Consider the following 13297-nt stretch of genomic DNA (forward strand, 5'->3'; position numbering starts at 1 on the left):
TAATTTAAAGCGATAATTATTTAGGTAATTTTCAATTGAAAATTAAACCTGCAAGGATCCGCCTTCACCATATAAATCTTACCAATTAAAATTTCATTGCTCGTTATTCTTATTTCAACTTCAACTTCAACTTCGATTTCAGTTTCGATTTCGATTTCAATTTCGTTGAGCCCTACAAGGATCGCTCATGCTTCTCTCAGCACAAAGCCTAGCAGACCTCACCAATTAAAATTTCATTGCTCTTTATTCTTATATCAGTTCAACTTCAACTTCAACTTCAATTTCAGTTTCGATTTCAGTTTCAGTTTCGATTTCAATTTCGATTTCAATTTCCCCTTATTCAAGTGTTATAATTAAATCGTCCTTCATTACCATAGTTCCAGGCTTAAGGGTGATAGATTTCACTTTTCCGTCTTTATTTGCTGTGATTGTAGATTCCATTTTCATTGCTTCAATAATAAAGAGGTGATCGTTTTTCTTCACTTTCTGCCCCTTTTTTACCAATACCTTATATAGGCTTCCTTGTAAAGGTGCTCCATACTGATTTGGATCTTGAGTGTCGGCTTTTACGTGAACTTCTTTTTCTACCTTAATAGATTTATCTCTAATTTGAATAAATCTGTTTTCCCCATTTACCGAAAAGAAAACAATACGTATTCCGTCTTCGTTAGGTATTCCTACCGAAAGCAATTTAACGATAATAGACTTCCCTGGCTCTAATTCAATAATAGCCTCTTCGCGAAGTTTCATTCCGTAGAAGAAATTTTCAGTAGCAAGAATAGCAACATTGCCATATTGCTTATACTTTTCGTGTGCGTCCTCAAAAACACGTGGGTATAAACTATAGGATAAGAAATCTTCAAACTCAATTTGTCTTGTAAAGCCTTGTTGAAATTTCTTACGGAAAATCTTGAATTCTGCATCAAAATCTATTGGCTCTAGATGTGCGTTGGGTCTGTCGGTATAAGCCACGTTGTTTTTCAAAATTATCTTCTGAAGTTCTTTTGGGAAACCTCCAATTGGCTGTCCAAGATCCCCTTTAAAGAAGTTGATTACAGATTCTGGGAAGGAAATGTCTTCTCCACGCTGCATAACATCTTCTGGGGTAAGGTTGTTTGTAACCATAAAAATAGCCATATCTCCAACTACTTTTGAGCTTGGCGTTACTTTTACTAAATTTCCAAACATACCATTTACCTGCTCGTACATCTTTTTCACTTCATCAAAACGATCGCCTAAGCCAAGTGCTTCCGACTGCGGACGTAAATTTGAATACTGTCCTCCTGGAATTTCGTGTTGGTAAACCTCCGCTGTTCCTGCTTTTAAACCAGATTCGAAAGGATAATACATTTCGCGAACGTCTTCCCAATAATTAGAAAACTCGTTCAGTTTGGTGATGTCAAATTTGTTTTCTCGAGGTTGATTGCGCATCATCTCAACAATAGAGTTGAAGTTTGGCTGAGAGGTAAGCCCCGAAAGTCCGCCTAAAGCAACATCTACAACATCAACTCCCGCTTCAATAGCTTTTAGGTAGGTAGCAGATTGTATTGATGAAGTATCGTGAGTGTGCAAGTGCAATGGAATTTTAACCGTGTCTTTCAAAGCAGCCACCAGTTCTGCAGCGGCATAAGGTTTTAAAAGACCGGCCATATCTTTAATCGCAATCATATGCGCCCCGGCATTTTCTAAGTCTTTTGCAAGTTGCGTATAATATTTTAGGGTGTATTTGGTTTCATTTGGGTTAAGAATATCACCTGTATAGCTAATTGCTGCTTGGGCAATTCCGCCAGTTTTGTTTCGAACATAGTTAATACTTGGCTCCATTGCTTTCACCCAGTTTAATGAGTCGAAAATTCTAAAAATATCAATTCCGTTTTCCCAAGAGGTTTCAATAAATTTTTCAATTAAATTATCAGGATATGCTTTGTAACCAACTCCATTAGAGCCTCGAAGTAGCATTTGGAAAAGTATGTTTGGCATCAACTTGCGAAGTTCGCGTAATCTCGTCCAAGGGCTTTCATGTAAAAATCTAAGACAAACATCAAAAGTTGCACCTCCCCACATCTCAATACTAAATGTATTTGAGTGATTTTTGGCAAAACTTTCAGCTACTTTCAGCATGTCGTAACTACGCATCCTGGTAGCGAGTAATGATTGATGCGCGTCGCGAATTGTTGTGTCTGTATAATGAATCTTCTTTTCATCTTTTAGCCAAGCACAGAATTTTTCGGGTCCCATTTCCGTGAGCATATCTTTTGTGCCTTTTGGAAATTCTTGGCTTCTATCAAATTTTGGAACTTTAGGTGTTCTAAAAACCTTGTTTTTATCGATGGTCTTTACATCTGGGTTTCCGTTTACAATTACTTCTCCTAAATAATTTACAATTTTAGAAGTACGATCTTGTGGAAGTTTTATTTCGAATAGAGAAGGGGTGTTGGCAATAAAATTCACCGTAGCTCTACCTTCTTTAAAAGTATCGTTGTGTATTACATTTTGAAGAAAATGAATATTGGTTTTTACACCGCGTATTCTAAACTCTCTAAGTGCGCGTGACATTTTACGCACTGCACCGTCCAATGTTCGTCCGTGGGCAGAGACCTTTACAAGCATAGAGTCGAAAAAAGGACTTACACTATAGGATTGATAGATACTACCAGCATCTAGACGGATTCCCATTCCGCCCGCACTGCGATAGGTAGTAATAGTTCCGTAATCGGGGGTGAAATTATTTTCGGGATCTTCGGTTGTAATACGGCACTGCATAGCAAAACCATATGTTGCAAGTGAATCTTGCCCGTAAATTTTAATTTGTTTATCACTTAATTTATAGCCTCCCGCAATAAAAATTTGAGTTTTTATAAGGTCTATTCCTGTTACCATTTCGGTAACTGTGTGCTCTACTTGAATTCGTGGATTCACTTCAATAAAGAAAACGTTGTCATCTTTATCAACCAAAAATTCAACTGTACCTACGTTATTGTAATTTACTTCCTCTGCAATTTTAATTGCGTATTTATAAAGTGCATCCTTTACGCTCTGGGAAACGTTAAAAGAGGGAGCAACTTCAACAACTTTTTGGTGACGCCTTTGTACCGAGCAGTCTCGCTCGTATAAATGGCGAATATTTCCGTGGTTATCGGCTACTATTTGAACTTCTAAATGCTTAGGGTCTTCAACGTATTTCTCGAGAAACATAGTGTCGTCGCCAAAGGCATTAAGCGATTCGCTTTTTGCAGAATCGAAATTGTTTTTTAAATCGTCTTCAGTGCGAATGATTCTCATTCCGCGTCCACCACCACCAGAGGCAGCTTTCAACATAATAGGATAACCTACTTTTTTTGCTTCGGAAATGGCAATTTTTAAAGAAGATAATTCCTTTTCATTACTTTTAATAATAGGTACTCCACATTTTTCTGCAATTTTTTTGGCAGTAATTTTATCTCCTAAAGCGTCCATAGCTTTTGGATCTGGACCTATGAAGATAATTCCGTTTTTGGCACAGTTTCGAGCAAATTCAGAGTTTTCAGATAAAAATCCATATCCGGGGTGAATGGCATCTACATTCTTAGACTTTGCAAGTTCAATAATTGCATTTCCGTCTAAATAGGGTTTTAAAGGCTGGTCGTTTTCACCTATTTGATAAGATTCATCAGCCTTATAGCGATGTTGTGAATAGCGGTCTTCAAAAGTATAGATAGAAACTGTTTGCAAATTAATTTCTGAACAGGCTCGCAATACTCGAATGGCTATTTCACCACGGTTAGCCACCAAAACTTTCTTTATCTTCATGGATTGTATTTTATAAGGATATATGTAAGGCTATAAAGATAAACAAGGCTATGCTTTAATATGAAAATAAAACAAAAGAATTATCAATAATTCAAAGCCTTAAATAGGATGAATTAGTGTTAAAATGAGCTAGAAATACTGTGTTTTGTTCTAAGGCTGAGGGCGCTGCTGTCTTTTTCTTCTTATGATATATGGATTTACATTTTTGTAATTACGAATTACAAAGGCTAATGCGCTTTCCAATACCTGCCCCATATTAATTGCTTTTTTAAAGTTCACATCACCTGTGAGTTCAAAAAGATCCATTTTTAACTCTTCAATCTTTTCGGGAGGTGAAATAGAATCTTCTTTCATACAATTTATTAAAGCTTTCAACCTTTTTTTCTCATTTGTAGCTCGCTTTGCCAACAAAGACCTTTCTTCACTAATATATTGGTCGATAGATTTTTGTTGTAGAAGTTCCATTGTCATTTCAACTAACTTGTTGTTTTCTTTTAGGAATTGAGGTTTGTAAACCTTTGCATTCCCTTCATAAGACTGTTGGTCAAAATCTATGGCGCGAATTCTATATTGAATACGGTCAAAATCGTGAGTAAGTACCATTACATAGTTGTAAGATCGCATATCCCCAAGAAGACGTATAAAACAGCGTTCGTTGAATTTTACAAATTCTTTAGCTATCTCTAGCTTATCCCTTTTAGACAAATCATCTAAATGGTTGTTAATAAATTCGTCACCAGGAATTCCTGAGATATGCTCTTCTATTAAAGTATTTTTTCTCACCAAAAAGTTAATGTGGTTTGGCGAAAGTAAATCCTCAAGTTCTAAACCGTAAATTCGGGAAGCATCTGCTTTTTTAATGTAGATATAGAGGTAATTATCGTTAAGAATATTACGAACTTTAATACGAAATGGTTTAGAGTTTCCGAAGGTGCAGTAGTCTACACTATCAATATTTAAGAAAGGTAAAATAGTTTCGTTTCCATCAGAATGTAAAATGGAATATACTTTTTTTAAGCTCTCATTTATTTCTTCTGTTTCAAATTCAGAATAGTAAACTCTCACCCAAAGTGTGTCTTTTCCATTTTTATCATATACGGAAACAGACCCCTGAAATCGCAATAAATCGTCGTAGTAAATAGGAATTTTAATGGTTCTCCCGTGACGGGTTAAATACTTTAAAAACCTATCAGTAATAGGGTAAGTGGGTTTCTTTTTTGAAATGAGTTTATTTTGACTTGGCATAATTGCGGTAAATATTCTTTAAATATAAGGGTTTTCAGAATTATGGAGTATGAATGTAGAATTCTGATCAATTCCTTTACTTCATTTCATCTTCATCTTCAAATTTCTATTCCCTTAAACCATCCCTTTTATATCATTCCCCCAAGTTGGATAGGCAAAAATCATTGCTTTTATATTTTTAGTGGTAAGTTTTCCACACATTGCTAGCACAAAAAGATTGATCATTTCACCAGCTCCAGAAGCTATGATGTGTGCACCAAGAACAATGTCTCGGTCTTTATCGACAATGGTTTTATAGGCGTAGATTTTATCGTTTACACGTTTTGCATTAAACCATTTAGGAACACTTTTGTATTCAATCACATAATTATAACCTCTATCTTTTGCTTCTTCTTCGGTCATTCCAATGCTTGCAACCTGAGGAATTGTAAAAACCACAGAAGGCACTGGCGGGAAATCCATTTTAGTCTTATTCCCATTTCTAATATTTAAAGAAACAACTCGAGCTTCCTGAGAAGATGTTGGGGTTAACGGCAGTGACCCACTTGCTGAAACATCACCGCAAGCATAAACAGATTTATTAGTTGTGTTTTGAAGAAATTCATTTACTGAAACTCCTCCCTTTTCAAATGCTACATTTCCTTTTTCTAAATCTAATTCGTCTATAGAAGGAACGCGACCGGCGGTATTAAAGACCATTCGAGTATCGACCGATTCAGTTTTACCATTTACCTCAAATGAAACTCTATAGTTTTTCTGAAGCTTCTCTACTTCGGTAACCATGGCATTAAAAATAAATTTAATTCCAATTTCTTCTGAAGCTTTTGTGAGGTGTTCAACAATATCGGCTTCAAAAGGACCTAAAGGCCTATCTGAAAATTCAATTACGGTAACTTTTACTCCACAGCGAGCAGCAATGTGCGCAAATTCCATCCCTATATATCCCGCGCCTACAAAAACTATGTTTTCTGGTAGTTCCTCTAGCTCAAAAAAATCGTCACTAATTTTTAAATAATCTCTTCCGGGAATTTTTAGTTCCATTGGTTTTTGCCCTGTTGCGATAACTATTTTCTTAGCCTTTACAGTTTTCCCTTCTACCGATAGTGTGTTTTCATCTAAAAATTTTGGCGATTGATGATACATGGAAATTCCTGCTTTTTTTAACTCTTTTTCAGTTACGGATGGAACAGCATCAGTAAATTTCGATTTAAATTTTTGTATATCTATCCAATCAATTTTAGGAATAGAAGTGATACCATTACCCTTCAAGTTTTCTGAAAGTTGTATGGCTTCGGTAAATCCAACTAAAACTTTTTTAGGGTCGCATCCTCTTTGAGAGCAAGTTCCGCCAAATTCACGGTTGTCGGCGATTGCAACTTTCATTCCTTCGGCAGCACAATCGTATGCTACAGTTTTACCCGCCGTGCCAGTTCCTATTACAAAAACATCGTATTCTTTAAACGCCATTACTTAAATTTTTAAACACCTAAGGATTTAAACCTATGGGATGTAGTTTCAGTTAATTCTAAAAATACAGATTCATTTCAGGGATGTGTGTTATTAAAATGATAAAGTTGAAATTAAAACCTGTCAGCTTTTGAAAACCTGATAGGTTTGGATTAAATTTGCCGCTCAATGAGCAAAACATTCGCTACTTCACTGTATTCTCAGTCTTTGCAAACGCAAAAACTAGGAGAAGCTATATCCCAAAAGCAACAAGCAATTTCAGTATCAGGCCTTGTTGGCTCTTCCATTTCGATGGTTTTGGCCCAAGCCTTTAAAAATACCGATTTGCCTTTTCTTTTTATTTTGAATGATAAAGAGGAAGCTGCTTATCACCTTAACGATTTGGAAAACCTTTTGGGTGATAAAAATGTGCTTTTTTATCCTGGAAGTTATCGCCGGCCATATCAAATAGAAGAGACGGATAACGCTAATGTTTTATTGAGAAGTGAGGTTTTAAACCGAATTAATTCTCGAAAAAAACCCGCATTTATCGTCACTTATCCCGAGGCACTTTTTGAAAAAGTTGTTACTAGAAAGGAATTAGAACAAAACACCCTAAAAATAGCGGTAAACGATCAGCTTTCAATTGATTTTGTAAACGAAATCTTGTTTGAATATCGTTTTAAACGCACTGATTTTGTTACAGAACCAGGTGAGTTTTCGGTTCGCGGAGGAATTTTAGACGTTTTCAGTTTTAGTAATGATGAACCATATCGAATTGAGTTTTTTGGTGATGATGTAGATAGTATTCGAACCTTCGATGTGGAAACACAGCTTTCATTAGAACAAATAAAAAAAGTTTCAATAATTCCAAATATTGAAAACAAGATAATCGATGAAAACCGAGAGTCTTTTCTAAAATATATCGCTTCTAAAACAGTGGTTTTTCTAAAAAACGAAGAACTTTTTAGCAGTGCAATAGATAATCTTTTCAAAAAAGCAACCGAAGCTTTTAACGCAATCGATTCTGAAATAAAACGAGCAAAGCCTTCAGAGTTATTTTGCGATTCTACATTGCTGAAAGGGCAACTTACAGAGTTTACAACTGTTACATTAAATGTAAAGGGAAGAAGAAATTTAAAAGAAGATGCCAATCGACTAGAAAAAGTGTCTTCGGTAATATTTTCAACCAAGCCACAGCCTTCATTTAATAAGCAATTCAATTTGCTAATTGAAAATTTAAATGAAAACACAGATAACGGTTATAAAAACTACATTTTTTGCAGTAGCGAACAGCAAGCAAAACGTTTTCACGACATTTTTGAGGATGCCGAACAAAATGTAAATCAATTTGAAACAGTTGTTTTTCCTTTGTTTCAAGGGTTTATTGATGATGATTTGAAAATAGTTTGCTACACCGACCATCAAATTTTTGAACGTTATCATAAGTTTCAACTTAAGAATGGCTACGCCAAGAAGCAAGCGATAACGTTAAAGGAAATAAACAACCTTGAAGTGGGGGATTATGTTACTCATATCGATCACGGGATAGGGAAATTTGGAGGTTTACAGAAGATTGAAGTAGAAGGGAAAATGCAGGAAGCCATCAAGCTTTTTTACGGCGAACGCGATATTCTATACTTGAGTATTCATAGTCTTCACAAGATTTCAAAATATAACGGGAAAGATGGTAAAGAGCCCAAAATTTACAAATTGGGTAGCGATGCTTGGAAAAAGCTAAAGCAAAAAACCAAAACCCGAGTTAAGGAAATTGCCTTTAATTTAATTGAGCTTTACGCAAAAAGACGCACTCTTAAAGGGTTTGCGTATGATCCTGATAGTTACTTACAAGCAGAGTTGGAATCTTCATTTATTTATGAGGATACTCCAGATCAGAGTTCTGCTACCGAAGACGTGAAAAAAGATATGGAAAACGAACGCCCGATGGACCGATTGGTTTGTGGTGACGTTGGTTTCGGAAAAACAGAAGTAGCTATTCGAGCTGCATTTAAAGCGGTAGATAACGGAAAACAAGTTGCTGTTTTAGTGCCTACAACTATTTTGGCTTTTCAACATTTTAAGACTTTTTCTGAAAGACTTTCCGAAATGCCAGTGAAAGTCGATTACCTAAATAGATTTAGAACTGCGAAAGAAAGGAAAGCAGTTTTGGAAGGATTAAAAGATGGCCGCTTAGATATCGTAATTGGAACACACCAGTTAGTAAATAAATCGGTCGAATTTAAAGATTTGGGATTGCTAATTATAGATGAAGAGCAGAAATTCGGAGTTGCAGTAAAAGATAAACTAAAAACTATAAAGGAAAATGTAGATACATTGACATTAACTGCTACGCCAATTCCGCGTACGTTGCAGTTTAGTTTAATGGCTGCACGTGATCTTTCGGTAATCACTACTCCGCCGCCAAACCGTTATCCAGTAGAGACGCACGTTATTCGTTTTAGTGAGGAGAATATTCGCGATGCTGTTCAATATGAAATTTCGCGTGGCGGACAAGTTTTCTTTGTTCACAACAGAATAGAAAACATTAAAGAAGTTGCTGGAATGATACAAAGGTTGGTGCCGGATGCTAAAATAGGTATTGGTCACGGGCAAATGGATGGTAAGAAACTAGAAGACCTAATGCTTCGATTTATGAATAATGAATTTGATGTATTGGTTTCTACCACAATAATAGAAAGTGGATTGGACGTGCCTAATGCGAACACTATATTCATTAACAACGCTAATAATTTTGGTCTTTCAGATCTACACCAAATGCGTGGGCGAGTGGGTAGAAGCAATAAAAAGGCATTCTGTTACTTTATCACTCCAGACTATTCTGCGATGACTGACGATGCACGAAAGCGAATTACCGCATTAGAGCAATTTTCAGAATTGGGAAGCGGAATAAACATCGCGATGAAGGACTTAGAAATTCGCGGTGCGGGTGATTTACTAGGAGGTGAACAAAGTGGATTTATTAATGAAATTGGTTTTGATACGTATCAAAAGATTCTATCTGAAGCCATTGAAGAACTAAAAGAAAAAGAATTTAAAGATCTCTACGAAGATTCTTCAGCTCCGTTGAGTAGTAAGAAATTTGTAAAGGAAATTACAATCGATTCGGATTTTGAATTGCTTTTCCCGGATGATTATGTAAATAATATTACTGAACGACTAAATCTTTATACCAAGTTAAACGAGCTCAAAGACGAGAATGAGCTTCAAAAATTTGAAAAGGAGTTGCTTGATCGTTTTGGAGAGCTGCCAATACAGGCTGAAGACTTGTTAAACAGTGTGAGGTTGAAATGGCTAGCTATTTCTATGGGCTTAGAGCGATTGGTTATTAAAAACAATAAAATGGTTGGGTATTTTATCGCAGACCAACAAAGTGCTTTTTATCAAAGCCCAACTTTTACAAAAGTGCTTCAATACGTTCAGAGCCATCCTCGAAAAGTGACTATGAAAGAGAAACAAACTCGCAATGGCTTGCGATTGCTTTTAACTTTTGAAAATATTACTTCTGTTAATAAAGCACTTCAGGCAATGGAGTTATTTAAAGATTAGTATTTCAAACCTAACAGGTTTTTAAAACCAGTTAGTTTTGAAATTAAATTGAGGTTTAATCAAACAGTGGAGAGGATAAATATCGATCTCCACGGTCGCAAATTATCGCTACCACAACTCCGCTGTCTATAGTTTCAATTAGTTTTAAGGCAGCTGCAACACTTCCGCCGCTACTCATTCCGGCAAAAACGCCTTCTTCTTCGGCTAAGCGTTTCGTCATTTTTGTAGCTTCTTCTTCACTAACTTCAATAACTTGATCAACTTTTTTTGGATTAAATATTTTTGGTAGATAAGCTTCTGGCCACTTTCTAATTCCAGGGATTTTAGCTCCATCGGTAGGTTGTGCACCTATAATTTGAATGTCTTTATTCTTTTCTTTTAAAAATGTTGAAACTCCCATAATTGTACCTGTTGTTCCCATTGCCGAAACAAAATGCGTTATATTACCGTCAGTATCATTCCAAATCTCTGGACCGGTGGTTTTATAATGGGCTTTCCAATTATCATCATTTGCAAATTGATTGAAAGAATAATAACCTTCTTCTGTTACCTTCCTTTCTGCATAATCTCTTGCGCCTTCAATTCCAATATCGGCTGAGGTTAATGTAACTTTAGCTCCATAGGCACGCATAGTTTGAACTCGCTCTTTGGTAGAATTTTCAGGCATAACAAGTTCAATACTCAACTTAAATATCCCAGCAATCATCGCTAAAGCAATTCCTGTATTACCACTAGTAGCTTCAATTAGTTTAGAGTTTTTATCAATTTCACCTCTATCTAATGCCGACTTAATCATATTGTAAGCTGCACGATCTTTTACGCTACCACCAGGATTTTGTCCTTCTAATTTTAAAAGCAGGGTGACGTTTGGATTGTTTACCAAATGGGTTGCTTTTATCAGTGGAGTGTTTCCTATAAAATCTATGATGTTTTTATACATTTTCTGCTGTTTTAACTCTTACTTGACTTATGTTTGATACTAATGAATTTGGTGCAATAGACTTGGTTACCCAAGCATTACCTCCAATTATACTATTGGCTCCAATTACAGTTTCACCACCTAAAATTGTTGCGTTAGCATAGATTACTACGTTATCTTCAACTGTAGGATGACGTTTTATGTTGCGTAAGTCTCTTGCTACCGATAGCGCTCCCAAAGTTACGCCTTGGTAAATTTTTACATTATTTTTAATTATCGTTGTTTCTCCAATTACAGTCCCAGTAGCGTGATCTAGATAAAACGATTCACCTATTTGAGCCCCAGGGTTGATATCTGCTCCTGTAATATGATGCGCATATTCGCTCATTAATCTTGGGATCAATGGCATTCTCAATTTATAAAACTCGTGGCTTAACCTGTGTATTACAATGGCGTAAAATCCAGGGTACGACAAATAAATTTCCTCAATAGAATTGGCCGCAGGATCATTTTTTAAAAATGCTTCAGCATCTTTGTTTAATTTCTTTAAAATTTCAGGAAGCTTTTCAACATAGTTTCTCCACATTTTTCTACAAGGCTTTTCAGGCTTCCAACAGGCAATGTCAGACAATTCCTCAAACATTGCTTCCAAGATTTGTAGGTTTTTAGAAACTGATGTTTCTGAATCGAAGAGTGTTAAGAATAAAAGATCTGTAAATACTTCTGTGCGAACTTTTAATCGATACTTTAAATTCGGATTTTCCTTTTGCTTTTCTATAGCTTGAATTATATCGTCGTTCATATTGTATTTTTAATGTTGAAATTAAAAAAGTGGGTTTAATCTTCTAAAGTTACAGAAATAAAAAAAGTAATCCCCACCTACTAACTTGCAAAGATTATTTTTCCAATCAAAAGATTGATAGCTTTGTAAATTAATTAACTATCATGATCAAAAAAATATTACTTCTAGTTCTTTTAAGTCCATTCTTTCTTTATTGTCAAGATTCTACGACAGGAGAATTTTCTCCAAAGGAAGACTTTGATTTTGCCATTTTATACCGCTTAACGCCAACAGGTAAAACTTATGCACAAGACACCAAAATTGGAAATGATGGAAAGTTGAAATTGAATTTCGATTCACTTTCAAAAGGAAGTTACCGATTGGTTTATAATTTACCAGAAGAAAACAACTATTTTGATTTTATATATGATGGAAATGAAGAAGTGTCATTTACTTTTTCTGAAACCACTGGTGTAGTATTTACAGATTCTCAAAATAGAATCCTTAATGAGTATTTAAACGAAATGAAGGCTGTTGAAAAAGCATTGAATTCGGAATTGACTTCTGAAAGTCCAAATACCACAGAGATTAAAACGCTTCTTAGAAAACAAATAGATATTCAAAATAGGGCTGAGAATGAATCAAAAAATTCTTTTGCTTCATTATTCGTCAAGGCTAATAAGCCGTATATCCCAAATGATTTTAAAAATAGAAGCTTATACTACGGAGAGAAGAAAAATAATTTCTTTAACAATTTTGACTTTGAGGATATGCAACTACAGAGCTCCTCTTTTCCTTTAAAAATTATTGAAAAATATTACGAAGAATTCACTTTAGTTCAAGGTTCTACATTTTATCGCTCTCTTATAAATGACATATATTTCGAACTTAAAAACAGCGATTCTGAATTTCAAAAAACAGTGTTAGCGGAGTTTTGGCAATCTTTAGTTGATAAAAACAAAAACAACGCAGCCAATTATTTAGCCGATAATTATTTGACAGACCTTGCCACCTCACATGATGATACTGTTCTAATTAAAAAATTGGACTTATTTAAAAACCTATCCGTTGGAGCTAAAGTCCCAAACTTTACTTGGAAGGATGAAAACGATAACGAAAACACACTCTATTCCACAGACGTGGCTGAATATTATGTCCTGGCTTTCTGGAGCTCAGACTGCCCTCATTGTATGGAACAAATGCCTATTTTGAATGAAAAGATGAATACTATAAATAGTAATAAAATTAAAGTAATAGCTGTTGGATTAGAAATGGAGGATGAACCTTGGAAGCAAACGACAGAGCAGCTTAATAATTTTATTCACGTATTGAGAAAGGATGAGGACCGCGCAGCTATTACTTTAGATTATAATGTAACAGGAACTCCTACTTATTTCGTTTTGGATAAGGATAAAAAGATCATCGGAAAGCCTCAAGGTCAAAATACTTTATTTGGTATCATTGATACTTTAGAAGCCTACAAAAAACAGTAAGGTAATCTATGAGTTTCATAGTTTTTACAACTTGAAAGTAGGCAAGTTTTGTAGGCA

General features: G+C 35.3%; 7 protein-coding genes. 2 read left to right on the forward strand and 5 right to left on the reverse strand.

Annotation, left to right across the window (positions count from 1 at the left end; all coding sequences use genetic code 11):
* Positions 1-336: 336 nt before the first annotated feature.
* The 3 genes from G3A46_RS02465 to G3A46_RS02475 all read right to left on the reverse strand — a co-directional run bounded on the left by G3A46_RS02465 (position 337) and on the right by G3A46_RS02475 (position 6501).
* On the reverse strand, positions 337-3789 hold the full coding sequence (locus G3A46_RS02465) for a pyruvate carboxylase (RefSeq protein WP_165145781.1): 3453 nt from the start codon (positions 3787-3789) through the stop codon (positions 337-339).
* 150 nt (positions 3790-3939) lie between these two features.
* The gene (locus tag G3A46_RS02470) at positions 3940-5034 is read right to left on the reverse strand and encodes a hypothetical protein (RefSeq protein WP_165145784.1); all 1095 of its coding nucleotides are present in this window, start codon (positions 5032-5034) and stop codon (positions 3940-3942) included.
* A gap of 114 nt (positions 5035-5148) precedes the next feature.
* On the reverse strand, positions 5149-6501 hold the full coding sequence (locus G3A46_RS02475) for an NAD(P)/FAD-dependent oxidoreductase (protein WP_165145787.1): 1353 nt from the start codon (positions 6499-6501) through the stop codon (positions 5149-5151).
* A 168-nt stretch (positions 6502-6669) separates the two neighbouring features.
* On the opposite strand from G3A46_RS02475, the gene mfd reads away from it, so the two are divergent.
* Entirely contained in the window at positions 6670-10047 is a 3378-nt protein-coding gene (mfd, locus tag G3A46_RS02480; protein WP_165145790.1) for a transcription-repair coupling factor, read from the forward strand.
* Between the two features lie 55 nt (positions 10048-10102).
* Here mfd and cysM read toward each other — a convergent pair whose 3' ends face one another.
* Both cysM and epsC read right to left on the reverse strand, forming a co-directional pair.
* Positions 10103-10987, reverse strand: coding sequence for a cysteine synthase CysM (gene cysM, locus G3A46_RS02485; protein WP_165145793.1), 885 nt, complete (start codon positions 10985-10987; stop codon positions 10103-10105).
* Positions 10980-11768 carry a serine O-acetyltransferase EpsC gene (gene epsC, locus G3A46_RS02490; RefSeq protein WP_139854302.1) on the reverse strand — a complete coding sequence of 263 codons (789 nt, stop codon included), beginning with the start codon at positions 11766-11768 and terminating at the stop codon, positions 10980-10982. Before epsC ends, cysM begins: the two co-directional genes overlap by 8 nt.
* Positions 11769-11911: 143 nt before the next feature.
* Here epsC and G3A46_RS02495 point away from each other — a divergent pair, with 143 nt between their 5' ends.
* On the forward strand, positions 11912-13240 hold the full coding sequence (locus G3A46_RS02495) for a TlpA disulfide reductase family protein (RefSeq protein WP_165145796.1): 1329 nt from the start codon (positions 11912-11914) through the stop codon (positions 13238-13240).
* The last annotated feature ends 57 nt before the right edge of the window (positions 13241-13297 follow it).

It is taken from the genome of Aequorivita sp. KMM 9714 (assembly GCF_011065475.1).
Taxonomy (GTDB): Bacteria; Bacteroidota; Bacteroidia; order Flavobacteriales; family Flavobacteriaceae; genus Aequorivita; species Aequorivita sinensis.

What these genes read in the sequence shown, in the direction of transcription:
- G3A46_RS02465 (WP_165145781.1), bottom strand. Translation starts at nt 3,789, where the DNA reads ATGAAGATAAAGAAAGTTTTGGTGGCTAACCGTGGTGAAATAGCCATT.
- G3A46_RS02470 (WP_165145784.1), bottom strand. Translation starts at nt 5,034, where the DNA reads ATGCCAAGTCAAAATAAACTCATTTCAAAAAAGAAACCCACTTACCCT.
- G3A46_RS02475 (WP_165145787.1), bottom strand. Translation starts at nt 6,501, where the DNA reads ATGGCGTTTAAAGAATACGATGTTTTTGTAATAGGAACTGGCACGGCG.
- mfd (WP_165145790.1), top strand. Translation starts at nt 6,670, where the DNA reads ATGAGCAAAACATTCGCTACTTCACTGTATTCTCAGTCTTTGCAAACG.
- cysM (WP_165145793.1), bottom strand. Translation starts at nt 10,987, where the DNA reads ATGTATAAAAACATCATAGATTTTATAGGAAACACTCCACTGATAAAA.
- epsC (WP_139854302.1), bottom strand. Translation starts at nt 11,768, where the DNA reads ATGAACGACGATATAATTCAAGCTATAGAAAAGCAAAAGGAAAATCCG.
- G3A46_RS02495 (WP_165145796.1), top strand. Translation starts at nt 11,912, where the DNA reads ATGATCAAAAAAATATTACTTCTAGTTCTTTTAAGTCCATTCTTTCTT.